Genomic DNA, 26,710 nt, shown 5'->3' on the forward strand with positions numbered 1-26,710 from the left:
ACTTTTACAGAAAATGCCAGTGCGAGTTCTGCTATCGGGGCCAAGCAAAATATCTGAATACCAAGTTATGGATATATGCCGAGCCGCTCAAGCTCAGAGAAAAAATATTCCATGCCTTTCCGTATGCTATCTGTATCTTTTCTTATTACAACATCGTTACTTGTCGACATATTTAAAATAAAAGTATAAATATTACGCTCTCTTTCACCATCCACCTTAAAGATGAAAAAACCCTTACTTTTCATCGCCACCAACTCTAGTATTTGAATAAACTCCTCTAGCCCGACGCTATTCATGCTTGGCGAACCGAAACGAGCCGCATACTTTTCAGAAAGCTCATTGAAAGACATTAATCCAGTCCTCTTAATGCTTTTGAAATGTCTTGGACATTAGTTAGCTTTCCCGTCGCAACCTTATCCACAATATTCCAGATAATTTGTTTTGGCGGACCATCCACGCCGTTTTTTATAATCAACTGCTCAACCACCTCAACAGCAGTCCGCTTGTTCCCATTATCAAACAGATGCCCGCCTGCAATATCCCTGATCAATGAGCCAGCCTTATTATAAAAACCATCATAATTAGCGGCATTTGCAATAGCCGTATCTACTTCTCTGAATGAAGCCGAACCGCCAAACTTTGAATTTATAGCAGTGATATCGTCTGCACTTAAGCCGACCTTGAAACCACCAAGACCTGTTCCACCAGTTACTTTTGCTCCATCCTTGCTTTTGGATGCCACATCATCTGCGCGTTTTATAGCATGTTTGGAGCCTTCCTTGGCTGTCTTTTCAGCGGCTTCCTTAGCGGCTCGATCTGCCATCTGCTTGGCAGCCTTGGTCGAAGCTTCCGCGGCTGCCTTAGCGCTATACCGACCGACTTTGCCTGCTGTGCCGAGATAGCCCACGAAAGGGATCGCCGAAAGCAACGATAAGGCCGCTCCAGCATAGTCTCCACGTGCAAGGCTGATGCCGGCGTTGGCTACGTCGGCGAACTCGCCAAACACCGGGATCAGACCCACAACGTCCAATCCTAGCTGAAGGCCATCCAGTATTTCATCGCCTGTAATACCTTCTGCCGGTGTTTCGCTTTCTACCTCCGGGTTGGAGTAATCCGCAGCATCACCGGTCGCCGGCGTTTCACCGTTGACGCGTCCCAAAGTGTTGCCATTCGGCGTGGTGATCGCGCCGCTGTTCTTCGATGATGGATAGAGTTGAGTGTAGGACGGTATGTCCTCCAAGTCAGCCAGTTCCCTGCGGAACGCTTCCTGGCGCAACCCCTCGTACTCGGCTTCATTCAACTCAAGGGGCTTGCCCCATTCGTCCAGGCCATCGGCAAAGTCGACAAGCACGTTGCCGGTGCCATCGGTCTGCACGAATATCCTGTCCGGGCCGCCAGGCACCTTGCGTAACGGCACTTCATGAACCTGCACCACAAGCGTGTCCAGTTGAACGGGCTGCTCGCTCATGGCATCAACTTCCATTCATCCAGAACAGGTCCCCATGGCGAACCAGGTGACGGCCTTCCGCACGCACAGAACTGCTGTGCTCCAACGGGTGGCATTTGCCCTCGACGGTACCGCTCTTGACGCCTTTGGCTTGGCCGGCGGCGTCACCGACGGTCTTGGGTGTGAAGCTGCGCTTGTAGACGACTACCGGATGGCCATTAGCGCGCACGCTTTTCGCCACACCGGTGCTGGTATCCAGCTCTGCCGTGACCGGATAGGGCACGGGTGGCATGCTGCTGCCCATCGGCGTTTTGCAAACATCGGGCGCGATGCTGATGACCGTCCATTTCGTCTGTTGCCGAGCCATTACGTTATCGGCCATATCAAGCGTGCTCCCTGCTGCGGAGCGGGGCGCGACGAATGATGGGAGCGTCGGGATTGGTTTCGAAACGCGCTTCGAGCACGCGAATATCAAGCGAATTGGGCAGGCTGATGCGGTGCGTCATCGACAGGGTCATGGCATCGGTGTCGATGCGCAATGTATCGGTGAGCATCGGCAGCGGCAGCATCACGCCGTTGGCCATGCGCATGAGCACGAACGGCCGGTGGCCTGGAAGCTGGACTTCACATTGCCCATCTTGGCTCAGGGATGGATCAGTCAGGTTGAACAGCGCAATGTGTGCATCTGGTGTAGGAAAAGCAGTCTGCTGGTCAACCGGGGCTCCATTCCAATAACCAAAATCAAAGTCCTGCGGCAGACCTGGCCACTGGTTGTCCTCCCAGCTTTCGTCATAAGTGCCCGCCAGCGCCAGGCGCGGTGCCCAAGCTCGGCCAACGATGCTGAAGCCGGCCGGTCTGCAGCCATAGGAGGCCGCCACCTCCGCCATAGCAGGGGCATTGAGTGGGCCATCTGGATGTCGCGAGCGCAGCAAGCGCTCGATGGGCTCGTGCAGATGCTCGATCTGAGGCGCAGGCAGGCAAGCGAGCTTTTCGCCGCTCTGCTGGTAGTGCAGTTTTTCATGGCGGTGCTCCAACCAGCCACAGCCCAGTGGATTACTGAAGCAGACTTCGTTGAGGAGGAACTCGGGAGCGTCAGGGTGATGCCCATATTCGGGATTGGCGAACTGGCTGGCGCCTCCGAAAGCATGTTCCCAGCGCAGAGGAGCACGTGTGGCCGGCTCAGGGTCGGTGAGATACCAGCCGAAGAAGTTGCGATGAAACGCTCGTGGGCCGGTGAAGCGAAGGGCCTTGTCCAGCAGCAGTAGCGGCGTGCGCTGTTCACGGGCGCGGCGCCGGGCTTCCTGCACCTGGGCCTGGTGCGCGTACAGTTCATCGGCGGTCAGGCAAACACCGGGTGCTCGCTTGGGCGGCGGCGGATCAACAATCTCCAGCCTTGGACGGGTGGAGGTGATCCGCAGGCCGGCTTCCCAGGAGCGTGCGGGTTGCCCGGCAGGTGCATGGGCATGGCCGACAACAATGACATCGCAGCGTGGCTTGAATGGAGCGAGGTCGCTTTCTTCGAGTAGGGAGCCGTTACCGGGCTCACCAAAGTAGGTATCGGCCATACACAGCGGCAGTGGGTCTTTATCGATGACGACGGCTCGACACTGGCCGGGACGGTCCCGGATCGGTTCGAGCCGGTAGCCAACCTTCATGGCGATGACAGGATGTTCCTGGCCGTCGGGCGCGACAGCACTGAAGCACATGACGTCAAATGGCGTCAGGTTGCGAAATTCCATCTTGGGTTACCCCTTCAGTTGAGATCGACATCCTTGCCGCTGATTTGCACAGGCCCTGTGGCACTGAAGTCAAAGTTGCTGCCGTTGATCAGCACGGTGCCGTCGGCCTTCATCACCAGCGTGGATTTGCCCACCGTGATGCTCAGTTCATCGCCGGCCGTGATGCTGAACCGGTTGCCGACTATCACCGACTTGTGAATGCCCACCTGCTCGCTTTGGCTGAGCCCGACGGTGGTATTCATTGCCGCGCCGACGCTGGTCTGGTACCCGGCCCCAATGGTCAGGGCCTTGGCCAGCGTGATGGTTTCCGTCTTGTTGGCGCCGATACTGATGGACTCGTTGTGGTCGACCCGTTCGCTGCGGTCATTGCCGACGAAGGTGGTCTCGTTATGCTTGACGACGTTGTTCTGGTCTTTCTCGGCGTGGATGAACACCTCTTGCCGCCCCAGCTCATCCTCAAACCGCAGCTCGTTGAACCCATCCCCCTTGTGGGTCTGGCTTTTGATGGTCATGCGGGTCTTGTGGTCGGGCAGGTCGTAGGGCGGCAGCTGGTTGCCGCAGTAGGTTCGCCCGGTGATCATCGGTTGGTCGGGGTCGCCGTTGACGTACTGGATGATCACGTCCTGGCCGATGCGCGGGATGGCCATCGCGCCCCAACTGCCGCCGGCCCAGCCTTGCGACACGCGTACCCAGCAGGAACTGAACTCATTGTTCAGGCTTTCGCGGTCCCAGGGAAAGCTGACTTTCACCCGGCCCCACTCATCGCAATAGATCTCTTCTCCCTTCGGGCCGACCACGGTAGCCATGTGTGGGCCGTCAACGCGTGGTTTTGGCAGTGGGGTAGGGCGCCATTCAGTGCGACCGGGGATCAGCACTGCGGTCTGTTCGTAGCGCGTGCTTACATCGGAGCCGGTAGCTTCTTCCTGCAGGCTGGTGAACTGGCTCCCTTTATGGGTAACGGTGTTCACCCGCCAATGCGCATTGAGGTCGTCTCGGGGGTGTCCGGTCAGCGTGAAGCTCAGCCCTGGTTGTAGGCGAACATCGTCACCCTCAACTTCGGCGACTCGCACATCGTGGCGCAGCGCGGTGATGCGGTTTTCAGTGAACGGCTTGCCCACGGCATCGCGTTTATAGCGGCCGGGGTAATCGAAATATTCGTATTCTTTGGACTGATGTTCCAAGAAAGGCCCGGCGGCTCTGTGCTCTTGGCGATAGGCTGGGTTGGTGAAGGTGTAGTCGCGTTGCACCTGGCGTGCAGTGCGCACCTGCTCGCTGTAGTTCAAGCGGCGCAAACAAGGCTTTGGCTGGTCGCCGCCACTGTTTGACTGGTACAGGACGGTGTTGGGATCTACCGGCTGATCATCATCGTAGAAACCCTCGTCCTCATCCTCGGCCTTGATGGCCCCATGGCTGATCAGCCCGAATGATTGCAGCCGATCGGTGATGATCAGCTTGTGCAGCTTTTTACTATATGCAAAGCGGTAGACGAAACCTTCTTCAGCAGCCAGGCGCGCGATGAACGCCAGGTCCGTCTCGCCGGCCTGTACGCAGAACTCGCGGACCTGATGGTCCATGCTGGCGCGCAGTTCGTACTGGTCGATGTCTTGTCGCTTGAGCATCAGCTCAAGAATCTGCGGCACGGTCTTCTGCTGGAAGATGCGCCAGTTCGAGCGCAGGCCGGCACGGGCCAGCTGTGGCTCGACCAGCGCGTGGTAGTAGGTGCGGTAGAAGCCACTTTCCGCCTGGCTGAAACGACTGACCAGACCGTGCACGTAGCGCACTGGGCGTTCGCCATCCCAGATGGTGAACAGCACGGGCTTGTCGAGCAGATGACCGAAGTCGATATCATTTTCGAAGCTGATCAGTGTCAGCTCCAATTCGAAGGGCATGCTGATCCCCTCACGGAGTTCGAACGACACCACTTCGAATTCAGCTTGGCCAACCAGGGGTTGGAAGCTGTAACGCAAGTCAGATTGGCTAGGCATGAGAAGTCCTTGTCCGCCGTCTGAGGTGACACAAAGTCCGGGCAGGTAACCCCGCCCGGAGCATTCGCAACTGTCAGGCGGCTGGTGCGCGCCAGTCATCCGAGCCAGCGGTACCGGCTACACCGTGTTCCCACATGATCTTCCTGTAGGCCAGTGCCACCTCGATCAGCTGCGTATAGTTTTCGTTCTCCTTGTCTTGAGCGTGGGGCAGGACGGTATTGATGCTAACGATGGTTGCATCCTCAAGCTTTGTCGTGAAAAAGTGCTCTTGTTTGCCTTCCGTCGAGGTGCGGTACCAATTGACTTCGACGGTCGGCAGCATTTCGCCGGTGGCCAGCGCTTGATACATCAGCGGCGTGGCTTTGTTGAGCGAACTGGTGAACTTGAACGGCTTGTGTACGCGCTGACCGCTGGGTTGGCCGCTTTGTGGATCCGTGGGCGTAGTGACCTCATGATTGATTTCCTGCACGAGGATTTCATCCTCATGGCCTTGTTGGTAAACATTACCAACGGAGTCGGCGGTGAATGCGCCAGCGGTAATGTTGCCTTGAGTTTGGCCAATGATCTTGATGTAAGCGGGTGTTGGCATGGCAGTCTCTCCTGCGTCCATGTGGATAAATCACGCGCACTCGGGGTGGCGTGGCCATCGGGAACGATGGGCTTGTCAACGAAGCAAATGCCTCGTCAATTCGTTGAATTCAATTGCATCGGTTGCCGGCTGTTTACTGCTGCAAAATGCCGTTGAGCGACTCCAGCACTTCGGTGGTAATCAGGTGCAGGCGGTAGCTGTAGATGCCGTAGGCCACCGCCAGGGCAATGGCGGAAATCACCAGCGGGCTCCACCACGGCCATTGCCGGTTCATGCGGAAATTGCGTGGGGCGACGTTGGTGTAGGGATCGCCGACCGATTCCGGCACTGGGCCGCGCAGTTCGCGGATGATCCCGTGAAGTTGGTGAATAAGCCCATTCAGTGACTCTTCGCCTTTCGGCGCGATGGCGTACTTGCCCTTCAGGCCCAGGCATAACGCGAAGTACATGAACTCCAGCACGTCCTGGTAACGCTTGGGCTCCTGCATCAGGCGCGAGAGCACCGTGAAGATCTTCTCCCCACCCCAGGTTTCGTCGTGGAAGATGCTGAGCAGCGGTACCTGGCTCCAGCAGCTGGCCTTGCCCCAGGGCCTGTCCATGACTGCTTCATCGATGAACAGACACAGGCCGTAGGAATAGGCCAGCAACTGAGTGGGTTCGTAACCGTGCTGGCGTATCTCCTCGCGAATGATGTCGATCTGGTTGCGTACCTGTTGGTGCACGTCCTTGATGTTGGGCAACGCGTCCAGGGTACGTAGGCGCATCACCAGGCCGAACAAAGGGGCTGCAGCATCCAGCATCAGGTTTGCAAAGCCGCCTCGCAGCTGGAAGTCTGGGTCGGCCGCATACCCTAGAAATTCGTTCTTTCCATTGCTGGCATTCTCATTGGCTTCCTCGTTTCTCCTCCCACTTTCTTCTGACTCAGAATGAGTGCGTGCTTGCGCTTCCTGAGCCTTGCTCTTGGCTCGTCGAATCGACGCCACGATGTTTTGACTGATATCGTCCTCATTGGCGTGGCCCTCTATCATTTTTGTTCCCCTCTAATTGCCCAGAACTGCAGCTCAAGCCCAGGGAACTCACCCGCAACATGGATACCGAAGCCATTGGAGGTCTTCATGCCTGCCCAGGTCGGGTCACGACGGTCCAGCTCGAAGTAGATGAAGCCTGCATGGAAAGGCAGGTCCCGCGGCGCCACAGGCAGCGGCACCAGCGGAATACCTGGCAGTTGCAGCGGCACGGCCTCGTTCAACGATTCCAGCGCAACGATCTTGCCCTTCTGCACGAACATCTGGCGCAACGTTTGCGGTGGCAGATTGGCGCGCACGGCCAGGATGAAATCGGCTTGGTCGATCAGGCGACGGTCTTCCAGTGTGGTCGTCATCACCCCGTACTCCAGCGTCTCCAGTGGCAGCGAAACGGCGCGGGGTTGCAGGACCGTGCTCAGTGCCCGGCGCAGGGTGTCTTCCAACGGCTTGAACGACGTGCGCAACGCCGTGTGGTGATAGGCAGGGTATTCCTGCGCCAGCCGGCTTTCGTCGGTAAACGTCACGAACTCGCCACAGGCTTGACTCATGCACAGATAAAGCTGCTCGGGGTGCGTTTGCCCCTGCCTGGCCAGGTGCTGGAAGCACGGCCACCAGCGGTTCATGGCCTGCAGCAGGTTGAAGTCGCGGATGTCGGCGATGCCGGATTGTCCTGAGGCGCCAATCCGGGCGGCGAGGTTGCGCGCCCGCTCGCGCAGGGAGTTGGTGATCTCCTCCAGAAAGCGTTGCAGCGCCGGCACGGCACGCACTGAAACACTGGTGGGATAAAACCCTTCATCCAGCTGCAAGCTGCCATCGGGGCGGCGCTCCAATATGCGTGCCATGGCCAGCCGTGTGTAAGCGCTGCTATCGTCAGCCTTGCGTTTGAGCTGCAGGTTTGGCACTGCCAAGTCAACCTGCACCAGGTCGCCGTCGGCGCTGTGAGTGTCCTTGATTTCCTCTGCGTGTGCGCGGTAACGGAAGTTGGCGGCATTGTCGGGCCAGCTCACCTCGCGGCCACCTTCGGTACGCAGCGGCAGGCACAGGAAAATCTCGCTGTCTTTGGCGCCGTCGTCCTCGATTTCCAGCGGTGGAGGGGGCGGCAGGTCAGCAGGAATATCAAACACCGTGCCGTCCGGCATGATGCCCCGCGCACGGGTGATGGCGATCTTGCCCAGGCTCAGGTACTCGTCATTCAACTGCAGTTCGCTGAAACCGTAAAAGGCGGCATTCAGGCTACCGAGGCGTTGGTGCAGGGCCGCTTCGCTGGCTCTGGCTGCTTGTTGGAAATGCTGCGGTTTGACGAACAGGCCTTCAGGCCACAAAACGGGATTACGTGAACTCATGAGCGCTCCGTGTCAGCGTGAGTAAGTGAGAAGGACTGGGTTGCCATCAGTCTTCTTCCTTGAGCAGGACCTGCGTGTCGTTGAGCAACACCGACAGGATGATCTGGTGGCCGCGAGGTGGTATGCGCAGCACCTGGCTCCAGGTGGCGTTTTCCTGGGTGCGGTAGTCGGCGATCACCGCAACGAAGCGCGTTTCGGGCTCGAGGGGCGCAAAGGGGATGAACTTGAACTGGCCAGGTCGCAGCAGGTAGTCGTCATCGCGGATGTAGGTGCTGCGCAGCGCCTTCGCCGGGTCCTTGTCCAGCAGTGCGTAGACGCTGTTGCGCAGCAGGGAGTCGTCGCGCAGCTGCAGGATCTTGATGGCCATGGGCGTAGCGACAGGCTCGCTGGCTACAGTGGTGGTATGGGGTAGGGTCAACACCACGGTCGGGTCTTCGTAGCGGCCGGGCGTACTTTCCTCCATGGGCGAACGCGCCAGCTCAGTGTCCTCGTCCACTGGCATTGCGACGGGCGACATTGCCGGGAACTGTTCCTGGAGGTATTCGAGCAGCGTCCCGACTTTCTCGGTCAAAGCGTAAGGGTCGCCAGCGCTTAAGCTGACGGCGTAGGGACTGGGTTCCAGAACGCCAGGCTGCTCAACTGGCACTTCGACGCTGTGAGGGTTGCCGTTGAGCGTCGGGCTGGCGTTGATGCTGAACGCGACTTGGGTGGGATGCTCTTTGATCGCCCCGACGGGCACCGAGGGATCCTTGATCACTTGGCCGATTTTGCTCAGAGCAGTGCAGCCCGAGAGTCCGATCAGTGCCGTCAGTAGAACGACCACGAATGAATGACGCATCATGGGCGTTCTCCTGCAATCAGCTGTTCCAGCGGGTCTTCCTGGGCAGGTCCTGTCACTGTGTTCAGTGCCGCCAAGGGATCGTTGCCGATACCTGGCGCGAAGGCCGAGCAGATGTCTGCGACAACCTGCGTGGCGCCTGAAGTCGGTTGCCGGGCGTTGGCTGGAACCTCTACTAGCCAGTGATCAAGGGTTCGCTGTTCAGGACTGAACAGGTCCTCCAGAGAGCGTGCATCGGCCTGCGCAAGTTGAACCTGTAGTCGATAGGCGCCAACGCGCAGTTGGTCACCCTCCAGCAGTCGCCTGGGGGCGAGCGCTCCCAAGCTGTCGTGGCTGTCGTTCAGGTAGGTCCGCTGACAGCGGTCAATGACGCAGAAGCTGCCCTCGATCCAGCGAATCTCGCAGTGAATCGGTGCAACGGTCTGCTCCCGATCGTTGATCCGCCAAGTGGCGCTGGCGCTGCCGATGGTGCCGCCTGTGCAATCGAACTGGTGTCGGCCAGTGACGTTGTGTTGCAACTGATCAAGGTTGGTGATGCTCAAGGTCAATGTGCTCATGAGCGCCCCCGGAATCGCACGACAGGGCTGATCTGGCCGTGGCGATCATCGACAAAGCTGGTCCAGCCCAAGTAGGCGCCTTTGGTAGGGTGCAGGCAGAAGGGCGACAATGCGTTCTGCTTCAGGCGCAGTTCCAGGTCGTAGGCCAGACCATCACGCAGTAGGAAGTCGATCAGAGCACGCAAGCGATTGAAGTTGATGCCGCTGGGCAACAGGTCACGCAACTGTTCCTGATCAAGCTCGCTGATCACGATGGTGAACTTGCTGCTGCGGGTTCGCGTGCGGCTGCCGACCATGAACGAGCTGCCCAGTTCGCCGTTGCTGCGGCCAAGGCTCACCCGTTGCGTGACCATGGTAGGGACGGAGCGTGTTTCGAACTCGCGGATGTGCACCTGCTTCAAGTCGAAACAGTGGGCAATGATGCCGGCGACCGTGCCCGGTGCACGGCTGCGGCTGGCGATGACCCCAGCGAAACTGAGCAACCGGCTCCAGGGCAGCGGGGTGTCGCCGCGCAGCTGTTTGTCGTTCAAGCCGAGCAGGGCAAAGATGTACTGCGAGAAGCCATCGGTCGCGCCCGGCTGGAAGCGGATGTAATAGCGGTACTTGCGCCAGATGCGGTGCAACAGGCTCAGCAGGTAGTGGTTGAAGAAGTCGAAGAAGGCTGGCCGCACACCGATGCCGTGGGCATGCTCGTACGACACTTCTTCCAGGTAATAGGTTGGCAAGGGCGAGTCTGTGCCGTGCAGCCCCATGAACGTGGTGCACACGCGGTAGCGGTCTTCTGCTCCAGGCATGCGTTCGGCCTTGTACACGTCGGACACGGGAAAGGTCAGCCGCGGGTCGCTGGCAAGCCGCACGCGCCGGCGTACGGTGGGGGCTGGCCAACGCGGTTCCAGGTCATCCCCGTGCAAGCCGTGCAGGCGTTCCAGCAACTGGAAGAAGTTGTACTGGTGCGCCTCGGCGAGCAGCTTGTCGGCTAGATCAGCGGTTGTTTGCCGGTCTGGATGGGCCATGTGTAGTGCTCGTTATTGGTGGTGTTGATCACTTCCAGTTGGTGGAAGGAGTTGATGCTGGCGTACAGGGCAAAAAAGTGTGCGAGCACGCAACCGAACAGGTACAGGTCGCCTTCGCAGAGGAATGCGCTTTGATCCAGCTTCAGCCGTGTGCGCAAGCCGCGAATGGGCTGGCCCTTGATCAGCCAATCCAGGGGTTCTGTTTGAACATCGCGGATGCCATCGAGGCGTTTGCGGGTGGTGCGGGTTTGCTGAATGTCATGCAGGGCAGCGAAGTCATAGGCGTTGATGACCGCTTTCAGCGGCTCGGCCGAGAGCAGCGACAGGTAGTTGAGCGACATGTTGGAAATCAGGGCCCACTGCAACTGGCCGTCCAGTACCGGCCGGTAGGGGCGGGTGGGAGGACAGAGGTTGGTGTAGGTGGCCAAGGGCGGCGTGACCTCGGAAGTCACATTGATGTCGTCGACGGTTAACGCCAGCGGCAGGTCGCGGTTAGTACAGGTCAGGTCGATGGACGCAGTTTCCAGCTCGCCGATGTAGGCATTGGCGTCGGCACGTACAAATGCGATGCGGTGCGTGACGCTATCGCCCCGCAATGAGTCTTCGATGCTGTAGCGGTAGTACAGCGCGGTGCGACCTTGCACATGCTCGATTTCATGGGCGAACGACTCGAACGGGCGGAAGGTTCGCAGGTGCTGGCCGGTGCTGCCGTCGGTCGTGGAGCGGGTGCTGATGACCTGATCGACACTGAAGATTTCATAGGCGTGCGGCTGCTCGCCTCGGGGTATAAGCTCGACCTGGGCGTGCCGGCTGGACAGGTCGATAGGCTCTGCGCTGTGGCTGAACAGGTTTACCGCAGGGGTGCAGAACAGGCTGAAGTCGGTGCTGCCGACACGCAGTGAATCAGGTAACTGGCGGGTGAAGTGAAATTCGAGGACGACCTGCTGAGTCGCCTGGTCGGGCCAGACCTTCTCCAGCCCGGTTACGTTGAAGAAGTGGAAACGCTCGGGAAATATGAAGTACTCCTGCAGAATCCGGTAGCCGTCGAAGACGTTCTGTGGGTAAGGCAGCAGCGCTTCGTCTGGATTGAAGCCGGGGAAGACGATGCTGTCGGCCGGCAGCCGGCGGACCTCGCCATTGACTGTCACTGCTACATGCTTGAGGTATTGAGCGATCCACAGGTACAGCGTGCGGGCAGTCTGGATATCACCGCTCAGATGAAACTCAAGGCTCGCGCAGTCCAGGGTGTTCAATGGGCGCTCGACCAAGGTTCGCAAGTCGAGCCGAACCACCGAACTGTCCAGTGTCTGGGTTGCACCCACCGCGTCGATCTCGAATGGATGGATGTCCACCGCCGTGCAGGTGCGAAACTCGCAGGGCACTCCGTCCACGGGTTTGGAAAAGAGCCGTGAACCCCGTGGGATACGATGCGACTGGCTGAGGGACTGCTTGCGCGGCGTAAACTGAATGATCGTGGCGCTTGGCAGAGGCCGCAGGTAATTGGGCCAGAGTAGCTGCAGCATCGGGTGCGTCAGCTCCGGCAGATCGTCTTCCAGCTTGAGCCGCAGCTTGGCCGTGAGGAACGCAAAGGCTTCCATCAGGCGTTCGACATCCGGGTCGCTGCCACCCTTGCCGAGCAGCCGGGCAAGCTGTGGGTTGTCCTGCGCGAAGTCGTTCCCCAATTCATGCAGGTAACGCAACTCTTCGCTGAATCGATCCTTGAGTGACATGGTTCACCTTACGCGGGTGTGGCGGGTGTGGCCGTTGACCAGCAGCTCCAGCTGCAGCTGCTCCGTGTGGTTGTTGACCTGCACGAGGCAGTCCAGCCTGAAATGCAGTTCCAGCGGGGCATGACAATCGGGCATGGCCTTGAGCGTTCGCACGTGCACACGCGGCTCAAAGCGCTGAAGGGTGCGGCGGATGTCTGCGCCCACTTGCTTCAGGAGGTCGCCACTGCTGACGTCGTGCCCGTTGAAGTCACGCAGGCCCAGCTCAGGGCTGCTTTGTGAGCAACCCTGGCGAGCGTTGAGCAACGTTTCCAGGTGGCACTTGATGGCGGCGAACTTCTGGGAAGCGTTCTCCTGCAGGGAGGGTTCGCGGCTAACTGACTGATCCACCTTCAAACGACTGAAAAGACCACTCATTGCGTGTCGAGCCGCCCGACCAGGGAGATCTCGAAGTTGGCACCCATGTATTTGAAGTGTGGGCGCACGGCGAGCGAGACCTGGTACCAGCCCGGGTCACCGGCGACATCCGAGACTTCAACCCTGGCTGCACGCAGCGGGCGGCGGCTGCGCACATCGGCGGAAGGGTTTTCCTGGTCGGCGACGTATTGCTTGATCCATTTGTTGAGCTCGGATTCAAGGTCCCGCCGTTCCTTCCAGCTGCCGATCTGTTCGCGCTGCAGCACCTTGATGTAATGGGCAAGCCGGTTGACGATGAACAGGTAGGGCAACTGGGTGCCAAGCTTGTAGTTGGTCTGGGCCTGCAAGCCCTCAGCGGTTTTCGGAAAGTGCTTGGGTTTCTGCACCGAGTTGGCGGAGAAGAACGCCGCGTTATCGCTGTCTTTGCGCATGGTCAGGGCGATGAAGCCTTCTTCAGCCAGCTCGAATTCCTTGCGATCGGAGATCAGCACTTCGGTCGGGATCTTGGCCTGCAACTGGCCCAGGGATTCGTACAAATGAACCGGCAGGTCTTCGACGGCGCCACCCGACTGTGGGCCGATGATATTCGGGCACCAGCGGTAGCGGGCAAAGCTGTCGTTGATACAACTGGCCAGCAGGAACGCGGAACTGCCCCAGAGATAGTTATCATGCCGGCCGTCGATGTTCTCGTCGTAGTTGAAGCTGCTGATCGGCTGGTCCTGATGGTGGTAGACGGAGCGAAGCATGAACCGCGGCCCGGTCAGGGCCACGTGACGAGCGTCCTCGCTTTCACGGAAAGCCCGCCACTTGGCATGCCGAGGCCCTGCAAAAATATCTTTGATTTCCTTGAGATTGGGCAGCTCTTCGAAACTGCTCAAGTTAAAGAATTCGGGGGACGGCGCTGCGAGAAAGGGCGCATGTGACATGGCGCCCACCGAGGCCATGTAGCTCAGCAGTTTGATGTCCGGTGAGGACGGGCCGAAGTTATAGTCACTCACCATGGCCGCAACCGGTTCGCCACCGAATTGCCCGTAACCGGCGGTGTAAACGTGTTTGTACATGCCACTGGATGTGATATCAGCCGCATGTTCGAAGTCATCGAGCAAATCGGCTTTGCTGACATGCAACACTTCGAGCTTGATGTTTTCGCGGAAGTCCGTGCGGTCGACCAGAAGTTTCAGGCCGCGCCATGAAGACTCAAGCTGCTGGAACGCGGGCTGATGCACGATGGCGTCCATCTGCTTGCTGAGCACCCGGTCCAGTTCCGCAATCATCTGGTCGACGCGGTGCTTATTGATAAGTTGCTCTGGGTCATGGTTTTTGAGGATGTCGGCAATAAAGGCAGATACACCCTGCCGGGCGACCTGATAGCCCTCTTGCGCAGGCACCAGTTTGGTTTGCGCCATGATCTGGTCGAGCAGCGTGGTAGGGCTCAATGTTTCTGCAGGGGTATCAACGGCGACAGTAGTGCTGTTGTGCTTTGGCATGGGTTCGCTCCGTTGTCTCAGTCTTCTTTTGGCGCCTCAAGCACCAGGTCCAGTTCTTTGGCGAGCTGCTTGCGGGTTTGCTCATTGCTCAACAGGTGTTGCAGTTGCTTGCGGAATGTCGGCACGTTGCCCAGCGGGCCCTTCAGGGCGACCAGCGCCTCGCGCAGCTCCAATAGCTTGTTCAGTTCGGGTACCTGTCGAGCGATCTGGTCCGGCCCGAAGTCATGGATGGACTTGAACTGCAGGCTGACCGCCAGCTCGGCGTCGGGGGCGGTGCTGAGCAGGGAGGGCACTGACATATCCAGGCGCACATCGGCGTCGCTCAGGACGTTGTTGAAGCTGTGTTTATCAATGCGCATGACCGCGCGGTCTTCTAGCGCCCGGCTGTCATCCAAGCCGAAATCGCCCAGTACGAGCATCTTGTGGGGCAGCTCTACTTCGGCCTGTTCGTCACCGGTGGCAGGAACATACTTGATGTTTATGCGCTCTTTAGGCGCTACAGAGCCTTTATTTTTTGACATTGGCGTTTAACTCGCTGGTTGTTTTTGATCGTTTTTCGCAAGGTCCGTATTGTTACGCGTTTAATCGCGATACTTATTTTGTAGGAAATTTCCCAAGTTTCAATGGTTGGCTCTTGTATAGTTGTTGGTGGCTTATAAAAACCATGCAATAAATAATGTCTCTTGGTCGAGCAGGAAAATGTAAGCGAATATTTGTTTGTATGCAGTTGGTTCTATGTACTAGGCTCGTGGTGATTTTATTTGGGTTGGCTGTGTGTGAGTGCGTTTATTGGTGCGTGCTTGTAGGAAAAGTGTGCGCGGCCATGTAGGGCATTTGTACTGTTTGTAGAGAGTGAACTTGGAATGATAATTCGCTGTGCATATGTCGCCGGTCTTTCGTTTGTGTTTTTTCTGCAGCCGGTGCTGGCAAGCCCTATTCAGGACTGCCCCGCGATCGTGTCTAACATCGAGCGGTTGGCCTGTTTCGACCAGGCTGCCGGCACACCTGCGCACAAGGCGAAAAAACAGTGGTCAGCACCGGAGCTGGAGGCAACCAGCGTGTTACGGGTGATGGCAAATGAGGCCACACGTACGGCAGATGACCTGACGTTTCGCATTGGCAGCCAAAGCGAGGGCAGTGAACGCGCACCTGAATGGGTCATTTCGGCCCCCGCCATTGCCTCAGGCGATGACCCTTCCTATCTGGCCATCAGTTGCATACAGAACATCTCCCGCCTGCAGTTGATTGCCAGGCAGCCCATCGGCGCCAGCTGGGTGACTGTGCGGCTGAAGGGGGAAGGCGGGTCTACGAATGCGACGCCCTGGCAGGTGATGGAGAACGGGCAAGTGCTCGACGCGGGGCGAGGTTTGCCGGCGATCGAGCAGATCAAGCAGCTGATAGGGGCGCAGCGCATCGAAGTTGTGAGTGATCTCAACGAAGTCGATGGGCTGATTTTTGATGCGCAAGGCCTGGACCCTTTGATCCGCCAGGTGCGAAGCACATGCCGGTGGTAGCGCAGGTGCCTGCGCAGCACATCACTGGGTTGCTCGCACCGATTGATCCGGCGGTCCCTGCTGGGCTGTTCGATGTGGAGGACGAAACCTACCAGGCCATTGACCAGGAGATGGTCAAGCTGGGCGGGCTGCAGGAAGCCTCGATCGACTGGGTTTACATTGAAGAGGCGTCCCGGCTTTACCTGAGCCAGCAATGCAAGCACCTGCGCATCGTCTCTCACCTCAGTGTTGCGTGGTTGCGCAGTGGCTGCTGGGAGCGCTGGGGCTACACGTTGGCGTTGTTGGCCGGCATGGTCGAACACTACTGGGAACCCGCCCATCCAAAGCCCGGCCCTAAGGGTTTCCTGGGCAAACGCAAGCTGGCGGCCTTGATGCTCAACCGCTTGATCGAAGCGTTGCCGCGCCTTGACCGCTTCACCTATACGCCGGCGCATGCGGCGGCGGCGCAGCAAGCGTTGACGTGCCTGCAACAGCAGCAGGGCGTCGCCCAACTGGACGCGAGCCTGCTGGGCGACCTGCAGCGCTTGCTTGGTAAACACTCGGCGCTTGCCGACGGCGTCGGCGAGCCTGCTGCGCCCAAGGCGCCTGCGGCAAGCATTGATGTTGCGCCGCTGGCCGAAGTCATCGCCACGCCCATGCCGCGTGTGTCGATGGGCAACGAACGAGAGACACGGCGGGCCGTGTTGACCATGGCCGAGCTCATCAATCAACAGGACCCGTACGACCCTACCGGTTATCAGTTACGTCGTTTTGGCTTGTGGGCGCACCTCCAGGCAGCACCCCAAGCGAGGCAGGGCGGCAACCGTACTGAACTGATGGCGGTTCCGGTGGATATAGCAGGGGCCTACGAAGACGCTATCGCCGGCACGGTGATTGACCCGGGGTTGCTGCAGCGGATCGAAAAGAGTGTGGCGGCATGCCCCTTCTGGATTCGCGGCAGTTTTCTGGCCGCGACTACCGCTTCGCGGCTGGCGATGGGCGAGGTCGCTGAGGCGATCCGCGCGACCACCGCGCGGTTCGTACAGCGTATGCCCGCCCTGCAGCAGTTGGGCTTCAGCGACGGCAGGGTATTTGTCGATGACCAATGCCTGGCTTGGCTCAAGGGCGGTCAGGGGCAGGGCGAGCAGGGTGCCCCCACTCATGAGTTCAGCGGCTTGCGCGAGGAGTTGGTCAGCCAACTGGAAAGCGGCGGCGTAGAGCCGGTTCTGCTCCGCTTGCAAGCGCTGCAGGCGGATTTTCGTGCCCCTCGTGATCGCTGCCATACCACCGTGATTGCTGCTGACTTGCTGGCGGCGCGGGGCGTGTCCTGGCTGGCCCAGGACCTGTGCGCCGGTGTGGCCCGCACGATGCAGCAAACCACCGCCGACGCCTGGGAGCCCGAGGTGTTCCAGCGGCTCCAGCAGTACGCCACAGCCCCAGCGTTGGCCAACCAGAACAAGGACCAGGAGCCCTCATGAATCAACTATGGAAGCAACTCAAACGCTGGGGCTTGCCGGTGGCTACGCGCATTGGCCTGGCACTGCCGCTGCTGTTGGCTATTGGCGCTGCGCTGATGTTGGTTGCCATCTGGTGGCTTGGCCCGCACTGGACATGGCGTGAACAACAGCCACTGGCGAGCGTGGCCCATCGCAGTCTGGCGAGCCTGGTGCTCGTGCTGGTGCCCTTGGTGTGCTGGCTGGTCATACTGCGTGCGCGCTTTCGCCGTCTGCAAGCTGAGCAGGCTCTGGCAATGGCTGCCGAGTCGGACCCTGCGCTGCCCTTCGTCCACGCCCAAGAGAAGGCGTTGAACCAGGGCCTTGCACGGTATCTGGACAATGCAGGCGGTCGACGGGGTTTGTATCGGTTGCCGTGGTATCTGGTGCTGGGCGATGAGCATGCCGGGAAAAGCAGCTTCATCGATTGCACCGATCAGAGTTTTTCCCTGACGCGTATCGACAAGGCCCAGGCACGCGGCCGGCAGGCTGAAACGCTTGCTTACCCGGTGGGGTGGTGGATCAGTAATGACGCGGTGATCATCGACCCACCCGGCGCCTTCATCAGTCAGGGCGCGCTGGCAAGCTCACCGAACAGTGAGCCCGCGGTATCTGAAGGCACCCAGGGCAAGTTGTGGAGCCATCTGCTGGGCTGGTTGCTGCGCAATAGAAGCCAGAGAGCGCTCAATGGCTTGTTGCTGGTTGTCGACCTGCCCGGGCTGTTGCATGGGTCACCTGAGCAACGCACGGCATTGGCCCATGTGTTGCGCACACGCTTGCACGAGGTAAGCAGTCAGCTGGGTTCGCGCTTGCCACTGTATGTGGTACTCAGCAAATTCGATCTGCTCGATGGTTTTGATCCTTTCTACAGCAAGCTCTCAGCGGCCAGCCGCGCAAACATGTTGGGGGTCACGTTCAAGCTGGATGCGGTCGAAGCGTTCGACGCCTGGCTGGACGAATACGCTGAACACTACGATCGCTTGATTTGCCAGTTGTTCGAGCAGGTCGTGGACCGTATCGATTCAGTGGGCAGTGCACCCCTGCGCGCTCGGCTGTTTTCCTTGCATGCGCAGTTGATCGGGCTGCGGCCGATATTGCTAGGGTTTCTACGCGAGGCCTTGGCAAGTGACCGTTTCACCACCCCGGCCTTGGTCCGTGGTGTGTATTGGTCATCCGTCACGCAGCAAGGCGAAATGCGTAACGCATTCATCCGAGAAGCGGCTCAGCCCTATAAAACGAAGCTTCCCTTGCGTGAAGGTAAGGCGCCAGGCAAGGCGCTGGTCTACTTCGTCCAACGGGCTTTTGCGCGGGTGATCTACCAGGAGGCCGGCCTTGCCGGGGACAATGTCAAGGTGGCTCGCAGCAAGCGCCAATTGCTGTGGGTGGGTTCTGGCGTAGGCCTGCTTGCGTTCTGCATCGCCATTGCCAGTTGGCAACGCTACTTCGATATCAATGGCACCAAGGCCGCCGGGGTGCTTGCCAAGAGCCAGGAGTACAGCCATCACGAAGTGGATCAGCGCCTGGACCCGACCGGCCGCAATTTGCTGGAGCCACTGGACCAGATCCGTGACGCGGTATCGGTGTTTGGCGATTACCGTGCTGCGTGGCCTGGTGTGGCGGATTTGGGCCTTTATCAGGGCCGCGCCATCGGGCCCCGGGTGGACGAAGCCTACCTGAGCTTGCTCTCCAAGCGCTTCTTGCCGGCCTTGGCCAGCGGCGTGGTCGATGCCATGAACGCGGCGCCCCCCGGCAGCGAGCAGCAAATGGCGGCGCTCAGGGTTTACCGTATGCTCGAAGACCGCAAGAGCCGCCGGCCTGAATGGGTCGAGGAGTGGATGGCACGGCAGTGGCAACAGGCGTTTCCCGGCCAGGGGCAGCTGCAGCGCGACCTCATGCAGCACCTGGAATATGCCTTGGCGTATGCCGATGCAGATCTGCCGCAGTTCCGCCAGCGGGTCAGTGAAGTGCAGCAGGCATTGCGCAAGGTGCCATTGCCACAGCGGGTGTATGCGGGCCTCAAGCAACAGGCCCAGGAGCAGCTACACACCGGCTTGGACCTGCGTCACCAGGTGGGCCCGGCGTTCGATGTGGTTTACCAGCCGTCTGCAGGGGCCGGACGGGAGGATAACCTTCTGCTGGCCCCCATGCTGACCGCCAAAGGCTACACGGCGTATTTTGAACCGCGCAGCCAGCGGTTCGCCGAGATGGCGATGATCGACCAGTGGGCACTCGGCGAACGCGCTCAACTTGACTATTCGGACGCCGACCGGGAGGCGCTGAGCGAACGCTTGCGCAATCTGTACAGCACCGACTACATCGACAGCTGGCGGCGTGCCCTGAATGCGTTTGCGGTGGCTGACTTTCGCGACCTGGATCATGCTGTCGCGATCCTGCAACAGCTGACCGGGCCTGCGGCGCCGCTGCAGCGGCTGCTGGATACCGTGCGCGAAAACACGTCGCTGGCCTCGGCAGCAGGCATTGAAGCGCCGAGTGAGGCTGCTGCGCTGCGGCCTGCAAGTCGCCCACCCGCGCAACAACAGACGTTAGCGATTCAGCGGGCATTCGCGGGCCTCAGTGCCATGTTGCAGGCAACAGGCGATAAACCGAGTTACTACGATGAAACGCTCGCCGCCATTGCCGCCGTCCACGACTATGCCAAGGCGGTGCAGGACAGCCCCGACCGAGGTAAGGCAGCCCTGCAAGCGGTGCATCAGCGCTTCTCGATGACGGGGCATGACCCGATCGGTACCTTGCAGCGTGTTGCTACGGGGTTGCCGGAACCCCTCAACTTCCAGGTAAGAAAAGTCGCGGATCAAACCGCGCGGGTGTTGAACGTGGAAGCGTTGCGTGAACTGGAGCGACGCTGGGACGTTGAAGTGTACAGCTTCTTCCAGCAACGCCTGGCGGGGCGCTACCCCTTCGTGGTGAAAGCGCCCGATGCCTCTCTGGAAGACTTCGAGGCGTTCTTTGGGCCGAAGGGTCGCCTGCAACAGTTCAATGATCAGTACCTGAAGGTGTTCCTGAACGACAACCTCGAAGCCCTGCAGTCAGGTCAGGGGCAGTCCTTGATCCGCAGCGACGTGATCGAACAGTTGGCGCTGGCAGACCGCATCCGCGAGACCTTCTTCGACCAGCGCGGCAACCTGAGTGTGCAATTCAGCATCGAGCCGTTGGGGCTCAGCGCCAATCAGCGCACCAGTCTGCTGGACCTGGATGGCCAGTTGATTGCTTACACCCATGGTCCAAGCCAGATCAGCGGGGTTGTCTGGCCCAATACCCTGGGGCGCAAAGTGCGCAGCAACCTTACGTTGCTCCGGCAGAACGGCAATAGCAGCAGCCTGGAGTACCGCGGGCCTTGGTCGATGTTCCGCTTGCTTAGCCGCGGCTCGCTCAATGGGCGCACCGCAACCAGCGTGGACCTGAGCTTCAGGACCGGAGACGGCGTGATGCGCTATCGGCTGAATGCTGAAAAAGCCTTCAACCCGATTACCCAACAGCCTTTCAAAGGCTTCCGCTTGCCGCGTGGCTTGTTGCAGCTGCAACCCAAGGTTGCACTGGTCGGGCAAGCGGACGGTACGTAAGAGGACGTTACCTAGACCGCGTCAACAACCCATCCAGCACCACCTCGCAGGCCGCGCCCCAGCTGGCACTCACTGGCTGATGCATCAGTACCGCCAGCCCATCGGCGGTAAAGGTGCCTGGCGTGGCAATCGCCTGCCCCAACGCCTTCAGCGTGTGCTCGGGCTGGCGCTGGGCACTGGTCACACAGTCGTGCAGGTTGCCCAGCACCAGAGCACGCGCTTCGGCAGCCGGCAGACCCTTGTCGGTCAGCCACTGCTGCAAATCGTGCAACAGGAAGTAGAACCAGCCATTCATGCACGCGGCAACCGTGGCCAGCTCGAACGCGGCTTCATCCTGCAGCACCACCAGGTTGCCCAGCGCGCCCAGGCCCTGCTCGGTAGGCACGTCCGGCGGGCAGACCACCACGGTGGCCTGGTTGTGTTGCGCCGCGTAAGACAGCATCACGCGCACGCAGTGGGCCGCAGGGAAGGCCGCTTGCAACTGTGCCAGGCCCACACCCGCCGCCAACGACAGCAAGCGTTGCCCGCGGCGCAGGCGCACCTCGCTGGCGATTTGTGCCAGCGCTGCCGGGCGCACGCCCAGCATCACCAGCTCGGCCTGATCGACCACCGCCTGGTTGCTCGGCAGTACCTGGCAACCTTGCGTGTGGGCCAGCGCTTCGGCGCGCTGGGCGTTGCGTGGCGACAGCAGGATCGCGCCGTCGAAACCACTGCGGCGCAGGCCCATCACCACTTTTTCGGTCAGCTCGCCGACCCCGAGAATACCCAGACTATGCATGATGCCTCCTTGTCAGCTTTCCAGGCCGGCACGGCGCTGGCCCCAGTGCAGGTTCAGGTTCACGCCCATGCTCAGCAGCGGCTCCGGTGGGTTGCGGTTAGGCCCCGCCGAGCCCAGCAGGAAGTCGATCAGTTCGTCGCGCTCACCGCTCAGCCAGTCGGCCAGCAAGGTACCGGTAGCGGTGCCCCGGGTAATCCCCAGGCCGTTGCAGCACAGCGCGGCATGGACATTGGGTGCCAGTGTGCCGAAGTGCGACAGGTGGTTGCGCGACAGGCACATCGCGCCGCCCCAGGTGAACTCGAACGGCGTACCCGAGAGCATCGGGAAGCGCCGTTCGAACGACGCCCGGTGCTGCCGAACGGCCCGCTGCAAGTGGCGCTGACTGGCACGGCCATCGGCGTTGAAGCTGAAGCTGTTGCGCACCAGCAGGCGCTGGTCCGGGGTGCGCCGCAGGGTGCTGCCGAACGGGTCGGCGGGGATGATGCCCCAGCTTGCCTTGCCGCCCAGGCGTGCTTGCTCGTCGTCGCTCAGGGGGCGGGTCATGCTGGCGTAGGTGAAGATCGGCAGCAGCCGGCCCGGCAAAAAGCCGAAGTACGAGGCGAAGGCGTTGTTGGTCAGCAGCAATTGGTCGGCAACAATTTCGCCGTGGGCGTGCTTGAGGGTGATGCGCGAGCCCTGTTCAAGGCGGGTGATGGTGGTGTGTTCGTACAGCGTCACGTTGCCGGGCAGGCTTTGCGCCAGGCCTTTGGCCAGGGCGGCCGGCTGCAGCAACTGGGTGCCGGGCGTGTACAGCGCCTTGCGGTAGAACGACGTGCCGAAGTGTGCCGGCAGGTCACGGGCATCGATCATCTGGTAGGGCTGGCCGAGTTTTTCCAGGCCGCTGCGGTAGGCCTCCAGCACGGCCAAGCCCTTGTCTTCGACGGCGGCCTGGTACTTGCCGTCCGGGCGTAACTGGCAGTCGATGCCGTGTTGGCCGATCAGCTTGTGCAGTATCGACTGCGCGCGCAGGTTCAGCTTGAGGTTCATTCGCGCAGTGGCCAGCTCACCGATGTAGTCAGGCGCACCGATGTCGTGGGGCAGGTCGATGGCAAAGCCCGAATTGCGTCCCGAGGCGCCGAAGCCGACTTCCTGGGCTTCCACCAGGATGATCTCGTCGTCGGGGTGATGCAGCGCCAGTTGCCGTGCTGCCGCAAGGCCGGTGAAGCCGGCACCGAGCACCACCCAGCGCGCTTCGCTCCGCCCCCGATGCGCGGCGCAGGGCTGGCGCCGGGGGCTGAGGTGGAACCAGCCGCAACCGTTGTCGTCCGCAGGGGTAGAGGTGTTTCTGTACATGGGGTTTATCCGTGTTGTTTTCCTCACTGTCGCACGACGCACGCGGCGGGCATATAACGGGAGTGACGGGTCGTGGGAGGTTTTGAATTGACCTTTGCGCGTTGCTCGTGATTTGCTCGGTTGGCCGGTGATTGGCCGGTGCAACGGCCCCCAGCAGCCAACGATCATTCAAAGGAAACTGAAGGTCTGCCATGTCCGAATACAAACTTCACTGCTTCGCAGAATCCGGTAATGCCTACAAAGCCGCCCTCATGCTCGAACTCACCGGCCAGGCCTGGCAGCCGGTGTTCGTCGACTTCTTCAACGGCCAGACCCGCGAGCAATCCTGGCGCGATGACGTGAACGAGCAGGGCGAGGTGCCGGTGCTGGAGCACGCTGGCAAGTCGCTCACCCAATCTGCGCTGATCCTCGAATACCTGGCCGAACAGACCGGCCAGTTTGGCCCGCGTGATGAGGACGAGAAACGTGAAATCTGGCGCTGGATGCTGTTCGACAACCACAAGTTCACCAGCTACTACGCGGCGCTGCGGTTCATCTACTGCTTGAAAAAGATGGGCGAAACGGAGGTGACCAAGTTCTTGCGTGATCGCGCCACGGCGGCCTATCGCATCGTCGATGCGCACTTGGCCAAAACCCCCTTCATGGTCGGCGGGCGGTTGACCATCGCCGACCTGTCGCTGGCGGGGTATGTGTTCATGCCTGAAGACACCGGTATCGCGCTGGCCGAATTCACCCATATCGAGGCCTGGAAAGCGCGTATCAAGGGCACACCCGGTTGGAAGCACCCGTACGACCTGATGCCGCGCACAGCGACCGTTTAGGCGCCATTCGGATGACCGGTCGGCGACAAGCCGGGCGGCATGACTACGCTCAGGACGTAAGAAACATTTTGCAATAACTGGCCAGCTGGCCCTGAAGGACCTCGTTCATCCGCTGCAGATGGAAGGCCGCACTGGTTGCAGGTCGCCCCACGGGGGGCCGGAACTCACGGGGTGCCCTGTGCAACCCCGTGCTACTCCAAGCGGAGGCACATCATGCTCAAGAAATGCTTGTTGGCTTTGGCGATCGGCGCGGTTTTGTCAGCGTCGGCAGTTTTGGTGCCGGACTCCATGGGCGGTGCGTCCAGTGCGTATGCGAAGGATGGCGGCGGTGGAGGTGGCGGTCATGGTGGCGGTGGCGGTGGCGGTGGCCATGGCGGCGGCAGTGGTGGCGGTGGCCATGGCGGCGGAGGCGGAGGTCACGGTGGTGGAGGTGGCGGCGGCAGTGGCGGCGGTGGCCATGGCGGCAGTGGCAGTGGACACAGTGGCGACGGCGGCGGGCATGCCAGCTCAGGTCGCGGTGACAGCGGACGGAACGGGGCCGATGATGGGGCTAACCATGAGGCCAACCATGAGGCCAACCACAATGTGGGTGAGGCCCACGGTGTAGGGCATGGCGCGGACGACGGTCCCGACCATGATGTCGGAGACGATCATGGAGGTGACCGCACGTAGCTTTTGAGTTGCCAGTACTGGCCTCTTCGCGGGTACTGGCAACGCACCTCTCAGATCGACAGCCGCACCACCCTGTTATCCATGCACCTGGTTGTAATGGCAGAACCGGTAAGCCGAACGCAGCAAGGCGTTTTCGACCCTTTCGTACAAATCCCCCTCACTCGGGGCGACCTCCATTGTTTATTGGTTTGTGTGCAGGAGCACATGCTTGGGCTGTTTACCGGTACCGACAATGCCCTGCACGAACGTCACCAGTTGCTCGCGCGCCATCATCACGGCGCCCCATTGCGCCTGCCCGCACAGCAAGCCCAGCACCGCATGCGCGATCGACCGTGCGCGCGGTGCAGGCAAGCCGCATTCGGCGGCGACAATGTCGCTGAGCAGCCCGCAATATTCAGCCTTCAATTGTTCCACCAGCAACACCTGCTCTTCGCTCAGGTTGACCGCCTCTCGCGTCAGTAGCACCAGTTTGTCAGGGTTCACCTGGCTGTAGGCGATGAATGCCTGGACGAAACACTGCAAGTGTTCACTGGTGGTGCGGGCACCTTTGAGGCACTGTCGGGTTTCGTACAGCAGGTCGGTCAGGCTCGACTCGATCAACTCGAACAGCAGCCCTTGCTTGCTCTCGATATGGTGGTAGAGCGACCCGGCACGCAAGCCCAGGTGGCTGGCCAGGTCGCGCAGGCCGATGGCCTGGTAGCCACGGCTTGCGAACAACGTGCTGGCCGCCTCCAGCAGGCGATCCCGTGCGTGCGGGGCGTGAATGTGCGAGAGGCTGGAGGTGGGCATGGCGGGACCTTTCGGCGAATTGATGTTTGACCAAATGTAAGACAACAGGCATCTTACGTAAAGACTCAATCACGGAGGTGTTTTGTGGATAATCAAACGGTGGTGATCGTAGGTGGCGCTTCGGGTCTGGGCCTGGAAACAGCCCGGCTGATGGTCAAGCGTGGCGCCGGCAAGATCGGCCTGATCGACCGCAATGAGCAACTGTTGGTACAAGCAGCCGAGGTGTTGCGTGGGCAGGGTGTAGAGGTGGCGATCGCGGTCGGTGACATTGCCCGCAAGGACACTGCCCATGCCGCGTTTGCCGAGATTGTCGCAGGCCTGGGCCGGGTCCATTGCCTGGTCAACAGCGCGGCCATCTACCCGCGCCAGGACATCTTCGAAATTACCGACGACGAGTGGGACCTGGAGAACGCCGTCAACATCAAGGGCACCTACCACATGATGGTCGCCGCCGTGCGCCACATGCAGCAGTACGTCCAGGCGCCGGCGGTGACCGGGCGCATCGTCAACGTCACCTCCGTGGACGCCTTCAAGGCACACCCACAAAACGCCCATTACGCGGCAACCAAGGCGGCGGTGGTGAGCCTGACCAAATCCTTCGCCCAGGCCTGCGCCAAGGACCAGATCCTGGTCAACTCGGTGGCCCCGGCCGGCTTTGCCACCGAGCGCGCCAAGCAGCTGGGCTTCCTCGGTGAGCTGGCCGCCGCCAACCCGCTGGGCCGGGCTGCGGAGCCGGCAGAGATCGCCGAATGGATCGTGATGATGGGCAGCAGCCGCAACAGCTATGCCACCGGCGAAAACGTGATTGTCAGCGGGGGTTACATTTATGCCTGAAGTCGCTTTCCCCGAGGGCTACCAGCGCGCGCTGGTGACCGGGGCCACCAGTGGTATCGGCAAAGCGATCGTGCTGGCGCTGCGCGATGCCGGCCTGCAGGTGATCGCAGTGGGGCGCAGCCCCGAAGCATTGGCCGAACTTGCCAGCGAGCCGGGCGTGACGACCCTGCAGGCGGATGTGCGTGACTATCGGGCGTTGAGCGCTGCGCTGGGGGGGCAGGCGGTGGATGTACTGGTGAACAACGCCGGCATTCTCTCGACCCGCGCTGCGTTCCAGGCGATTGACGAGGCCGAGATCGACAACATGCTCGACATCAACCTGAAGGCGCCGCTGCACCTGACGCGTCAGGTGTTGCCGGGCATGCTCGGGCGGGGCAGGGGGCATCTGTTTTTCATCGGCTCCAGCGCAGGCCGCGCACCGCACCCGGGGGCGGCGGTGTATGGCGCTTCCAAGGCCGGGGTGAGTCTGTTCTGCGATGCCTTGCGTTGCGACCTGTTGGGCAGCGGGGTACGGGTGACCGAGATTGCCCCGGGGCGGGTGCAGACCCAGCTGTACAAGACGGCGATGGGCATGCAGGCGGCTGGCAGCGAGTTATATGAAGGTTATGAGTCGATTCAGCCGGAGGATATCGCCCAGTTGCTGCTGGCGGCATTGAAGATGCCGCGTCAGGTGGATGTGTCGCGGCTTGAGGTGTTCCCCACGGCGCAGGCGGTGGGTGGCGGGCGGATGGTCAAGACTGCGGGTTGAGTG

25 protein-coding genes and 1 pseudogene are annotated in these 26,710 nt (G+C 60.5%); 6 read left to right on the plus strand and 20 right to left on the minus strand.

Annotated features, from left to right (window positions below):
• Positions 1-65: 65 nt before the first annotated feature.
• The 15 genes and pseudogenes from DJ563_RS04095 to tssB form a co-directional block, all read right to left on the minus strand.
• Positions 66-350, minus strand: coding sequence for a hypothetical protein (locus DJ563_RS04095; protein WP_434518869.1), 285 nt, complete (start codon positions 348-350; stop codon positions 66-68).
• Positions 350-1,468, minus strand: a complete 1,119-nt coding sequence (locus DJ563_RS04100) for a hypothetical protein (protein WP_434518870.1) — start codon at positions 1,466-1,468, stop codon at positions 350-352. Before DJ563_RS04100 ends, DJ563_RS04095 begins: the two co-directional genes overlap by 1 nt.
• Positions 1,469-1,472: 4 nt before the next feature.
• Positions 1,473-1,829: a DUF4150 domain-containing protein gene (locus tag DJ563_RS04105; RefSeq protein ID WP_274100690.1), complete on the minus strand. Its 357-nt coding sequence runs from the start codon at positions 1,827-1,829 to the stop codon at positions 1,473-1,475.
• A 1-nt stretch (position 1,830) separates the two neighbouring features.
• Positions 1,831-3,186 (minus strand): DUF2169 family type VI secretion system accessory protein, encoded by a 1,356-nt coding sequence (locus tag DJ563_RS04110; protein WP_434518871.1) that lies wholly within the window; start codon positions 3,184-3,186, stop codon positions 1,831-1,833.
• 14 nt (positions 3,187-3,200) lie between these two features.
• Positions 3,201-5,171, minus strand: coding sequence for a type VI secretion system Vgr family protein (locus DJ563_RS04115; RefSeq protein ID WP_434518872.1), 1,971 nt, complete (start codon positions 5,169-5,171; stop codon positions 3,201-3,203).
• 73 nt (positions 5,172-5,244) lie between these two features.
• Positions 5,245-5,760 carry an Hcp family type VI secretion system effector gene (locus tag DJ563_RS04120; RefSeq protein ID WP_274097962.1) on the minus strand — a complete coding sequence of 172 codons (516 nt, stop codon included), beginning with the start codon at positions 5,758-5,760 and terminating at the stop codon, positions 5,245-5,247.
• A 133-nt stretch (positions 5,761-5,893) separates the two neighbouring features.
• Positions 5,894-6,610, minus strand: a pseudogene (icmH, locus tag DJ563_RS04125) (type IVB secretion system protein IcmH/DotU); the annotation flags it as partial.
• A 173-nt stretch (positions 6,611-6,783) separates the two neighbouring features.
• Entirely contained in the window at positions 6,784-8,127 is a 1,344-nt protein-coding gene (tssK, locus tag DJ563_RS04130; RefSeq protein ID WP_274097961.1) for a type VI secretion system baseplate subunit TssK, read from the minus strand.
• A gap of 46 nt (positions 8,128-8,173) precedes the next feature.
• Positions 8,174-8,968, minus strand: coding sequence for a type VI secretion system lipoprotein TssJ (gene tssJ / locus DJ563_RS04135; protein WP_274097960.1), 795 nt, complete (start codon positions 8,966-8,968; stop codon positions 8,174-8,176).
• Positions 8,965-9,522, minus strand: a complete 558-nt coding sequence (locus DJ563_RS04140) for an FHA domain-containing protein (RefSeq protein ID WP_434518873.1) — start codon at positions 9,520-9,522, stop codon at positions 8,965-8,967. Before DJ563_RS04140 ends, tssJ begins: the two co-directional genes overlap by 4 nt.
• Positions 9,519-10,535, minus strand: coding sequence for a type VI secretion system baseplate subunit TssG (gene tssG / locus DJ563_RS04145; RefSeq protein WP_274097958.1), 1,017 nt, complete (start codon positions 10,533-10,535; stop codon positions 9,519-9,521). Before tssG ends, DJ563_RS04140 begins: the two co-directional genes overlap by 4 nt.
• Positions 10,499-12,265, minus strand: coding sequence for a type VI secretion system baseplate subunit TssF (gene tssF, locus DJ563_RS04150; RefSeq protein ID WP_274097957.1), 1,767 nt, complete (start codon positions 12,263-12,265; stop codon positions 10,499-10,501). The genes tssG and tssF overlap by 37 nt, the downstream gene beginning before the upstream one ends.
• Before the next feature lie 3 nt (positions 12,266-12,268).
• On the minus strand, positions 12,269-12,679 hold the full coding sequence (tssE, locus tag DJ563_RS04155) for a type VI secretion system baseplate subunit TssE (RefSeq protein ID WP_033697204.1): 411 nt from the start codon (positions 12,677-12,679) through the stop codon (positions 12,269-12,271).
• Positions 12,676-14,166: a type VI secretion system contractile sheath large subunit gene (gene tssC / locus DJ563_RS04160; protein WP_274097956.1), complete on the minus strand. Its 1,491-nt coding sequence runs from the start codon at positions 14,164-14,166 to the stop codon at positions 12,676-12,678. Before tssC ends, tssE begins: the two co-directional genes overlap by 4 nt.
• A gap of 17 nt (positions 14,167-14,183) precedes the next feature.
• On the minus strand, positions 14,184-14,687 hold the full coding sequence (gene tssB, locus DJ563_RS04165; RefSeq protein WP_274097955.1) for a type VI secretion system contractile sheath small subunit: 504 nt from the start codon (positions 14,685-14,687) through the stop codon (positions 14,184-14,186).
• Between the two features lie 342 nt (positions 14,688-15,029).
• Here tssB and vasI point away from each other — a divergent pair, with 342 nt between their 5' ends.
• Genes vasI through tssM form a run of 3 tightly spaced genes read left to right on the plus strand, consistent with a single transcriptional unit; the run spans position 15,030 to position 20,733 of the window.
• Positions 15,030-15,680: a type VI secretion system-associated protein VasI gene (gene vasI, locus DJ563_RS04170; protein ID WP_274097954.1), complete on the plus strand. Its 651-nt coding sequence runs from the start codon at positions 15,030-15,032 to the stop codon at positions 15,678-15,680.
• Positions 15,668-17,137: a type VI secretion system protein TssA gene (tssA, locus tag DJ563_RS04175; protein ID WP_274097953.1), complete on the plus strand. Its 1,470-nt coding sequence runs from the start codon at positions 15,668-15,670 to the stop codon at positions 17,135-17,137. Before vasI ends, tssA begins: the two co-directional genes overlap by 13 nt.
• Entirely contained in the window at positions 17,134-20,733 is a 3,600-nt protein-coding gene (gene tssM / locus DJ563_RS04180; protein ID WP_434518874.1) for a type VI secretion system membrane subunit TssM, read from the plus strand. Before tssA ends, tssM begins: the two co-directional genes overlap by 4 nt.
• Before the next feature lie 7 nt (positions 20,734-20,740).
• Here the strand turns inward: tssM and DJ563_RS04185 are convergent, their stop codons facing one another.
• Positions 20,741-21,511 carry an NAD(P)-binding domain-containing protein gene (locus DJ563_RS04185; protein WP_274097951.1) on the minus strand — a complete coding sequence of 257 codons (771 nt, stop codon included), beginning with the start codon at positions 21,509-21,511 and terminating at the stop codon, positions 20,741-20,743.
• A gap of 12 nt (positions 21,512-21,523) precedes the next feature.
• Positions 21,524-22,843 (minus strand): NAD(P)/FAD-dependent oxidoreductase, encoded by a 1,320-nt coding sequence (locus DJ563_RS04190; RefSeq protein WP_274097950.1) that lies wholly within the window; start codon positions 22,841-22,843, stop codon positions 21,524-21,526.
• A 191-nt stretch (positions 22,844-23,034) separates the two neighbouring features.
• Here DJ563_RS04190 and DJ563_RS04195 point away from each other — a divergent pair, with 191 nt between their 5' ends.
• Positions 23,035-23,664 (plus strand): glutathione S-transferase family protein, encoded by a 630-nt coding sequence (locus DJ563_RS04195; protein WP_274097949.1) that lies wholly within the window; start codon positions 23,035-23,037, stop codon positions 23,662-23,664.
• A 258-nt stretch (positions 23,665-23,922) separates the two neighbouring features.
• On the opposite strand, the gene DJ563_RS04200 is transcribed toward DJ563_RS04195, so the two are convergent.
• The 3 genes from DJ563_RS04200 to DJ563_RS04210 all read right to left on the minus strand — a co-directional run bounded on the left by DJ563_RS04200 (position 23,923) and on the right by DJ563_RS04210 (position 25,125).
• On the minus strand, positions 23,923-24,144 hold the full coding sequence (locus DJ563_RS04200; protein WP_434518875.1) for a hypothetical protein: 222 nt from the start codon (positions 24,142-24,144) through the stop codon (positions 23,923-23,925).
• Positions 24,145-24,171: 27 nt separating this feature from the next.
• On the minus strand, positions 24,172-24,318 hold the full coding sequence (locus tag DJ563_RS04205; protein WP_274097978.1) for a hypothetical protein: 147 nt from the start codon (positions 24,316-24,318) through the stop codon (positions 24,172-24,174).
• A 198-nt stretch (positions 24,319-24,516) separates the two neighbouring features.
• The gene (locus tag DJ563_RS04210) at positions 24,517-25,125 is read right to left on the minus strand and encodes a TetR/AcrR family transcriptional regulator (protein ID WP_274097948.1); all 609 of its coding nucleotides are present in this window, start codon (positions 25,123-25,125) and stop codon (positions 24,517-24,519) included.
• A gap of 84 nt (positions 25,126-25,209) precedes the next feature.
• On the opposite strand from DJ563_RS04210, the gene DJ563_RS04215 reads away from it, so the two are divergent.
• Positions 25,210-25,959, plus strand: coding sequence for an SDR family NAD(P)-dependent oxidoreductase (locus DJ563_RS04215; protein WP_274097947.1), 750 nt, complete (start codon positions 25,210-25,212; stop codon positions 25,957-25,959).
• Positions 25,952-26,707 (plus strand): SDR family oxidoreductase, encoded by a 756-nt coding sequence (locus DJ563_RS04220; protein WP_274097946.1) that lies wholly within the window; start codon positions 25,952-25,954, stop codon positions 26,705-26,707. Before DJ563_RS04215 ends, DJ563_RS04220 begins: the two co-directional genes overlap by 8 nt.
• The last annotated feature ends 3 nt before the right edge of the window (positions 26,708-26,710 follow it).

The sequence above is a fragment of the Pseudomonas sp. NFX1 genome, assembly GCF_051123555.1.
In the GTDB taxonomy this organism is placed as follows: domain Bacteria; phylum Pseudomonadota; class Gammaproteobacteria; order Pseudomonadales; family Pseudomonadaceae; genus Aquipseudomonas; species Aquipseudomonas capeferrum.

Excerpts from the sequence above, each read along its gene's own strand:
- DJ563_RS04095 (WP_434518869.1), bottom strand. The coding sequence starts at position 350 with ATGTCTTTCAATGAGCTTTCTGAAAAGTATGCGGCTCGTTTCGGTTCG.
- DJ563_RS04100 (WP_434518870.1), bottom strand. The coding sequence starts at position 1,468 with ATGAGCGAGCAGCCCGTTCAACTGGACACGCTTGTGGTGCAGGTTCAT.
- DJ563_RS04105 (WP_274100690.1), bottom strand. The coding sequence starts at position 1,829 with ATGGCCGATAACGTAATGGCTCGGCAACAGACGAAATGGACGGTCATC.
- DJ563_RS04110 (WP_434518871.1), bottom strand. The coding sequence starts at position 3,186 with ATGGAATTTCGCAACCTGACGCCATTTGACGTCATGTGCTTCAGTGCT.
- DJ563_RS04115 (WP_434518872.1), bottom strand. The coding sequence starts at position 5,171 with ATGCCTAGCCAATCTGACTTGCGTTACAGCTTCCAACCCCTGGTTGGC.
- DJ563_RS04120 (WP_274097962.1), bottom strand. The coding sequence starts at position 5,760 with ATGCCAACACCCGCTTACATCAAGATCATTGGCCAAACTCAAGGCAAC.
- tssK (WP_274097961.1), bottom strand. The coding sequence starts at position 8,127 with ATGAGTTCACGTAATCCCGTTTTGTGGCCTGAAGGCCTGTTCGTCAAA.
- tssJ (WP_274097960.1), bottom strand. The coding sequence starts at position 8,968 with ATGATGCGTCATTCATTCGTGGTCGTTCTACTGACGGCACTGATCGGA.
- DJ563_RS04140 (WP_434518873.1), bottom strand. The coding sequence starts at position 9,522 with ATGAGCACATTGACCTTGAGCATCACCAACCTTGATCAGTTGCAACAC.
- tssG (WP_274097958.1), bottom strand. The coding sequence starts at position 10,535 with ATGGCCCATCCAGACCGGCAAACAACCGCTGATCTAGCCGACAAGCTG.
- tssF (WP_274097957.1), bottom strand. The coding sequence starts at position 12,265 with ATGTCACTCAAGGATCGATTCAGCGAAGAGTTGCGTTACCTGCATGAA.
- tssE (WP_033697204.1), bottom strand. The coding sequence starts at position 12,679 with ATGAGTGGTCTTTTCAGTCGTTTGAAGGTGGATCAGTCAGTTAGCCGC.
- tssC (WP_274097956.1), bottom strand. The coding sequence starts at position 14,166 with ATGCCAAAGCACAACAGCACTACTGTCGCCGTTGATACCCCTGCAGAA.
- tssB (WP_274097955.1), bottom strand. The coding sequence starts at position 14,687 with ATGTCAAAAAATAAAGGCTCTGTAGCGCCTAAAGAGCGCATAAACATC.
- vasI (WP_274097954.1), top strand. The coding sequence starts at position 15,030 with ATGATAATTCGCTGTGCATATGTCGCCGGTCTTTCGTTTGTGTTTTTT.
- tssA (WP_274097953.1), top strand. The coding sequence starts at position 15,668 with ATGCCGGTGGTAGCGCAGGTGCCTGCGCAGCACATCACTGGGTTGCTC.
- tssM (WP_434518874.1), top strand. The coding sequence starts at position 17,134 with ATGAATCAACTATGGAAGCAACTCAAACGCTGGGGCTTGCCGGTGGCT.
- DJ563_RS04185 (WP_274097951.1), bottom strand. The coding sequence starts at position 21,511 with ATGCATAGTCTGGGTATTCTCGGGGTCGGCGAGCTGACCGAAAAAGTG.
- DJ563_RS04190 (WP_274097950.1), bottom strand. The coding sequence starts at position 22,843 with ATGTACAGAAACACCTCTACCCCTGCGGACGACAACGGTTGCGGCTGG.
- DJ563_RS04195 (WP_274097949.1), top strand. The coding sequence starts at position 23,035 with ATGTCCGAATACAAACTTCACTGCTTCGCAGAATCCGGTAATGCCTAC.
- DJ563_RS04205 (WP_274097978.1), bottom strand. The coding sequence starts at position 24,318 with ATGATCGTCTCCGACATCATGGTCGGGACCGTCGTCCGCGCCATGCCC.
- DJ563_RS04210 (WP_274097948.1), bottom strand. The coding sequence starts at position 25,125 with ATGCCCACCTCCAGCCTCTCGCACATTCACGCCCCGCACGCACGGGAT.
- DJ563_RS04220 (WP_274097946.1), top strand. The coding sequence starts at position 25,952 with ATGCCTGAAGTCGCTTTCCCCGAGGGCTACCAGCGCGCGCTGGTGACC.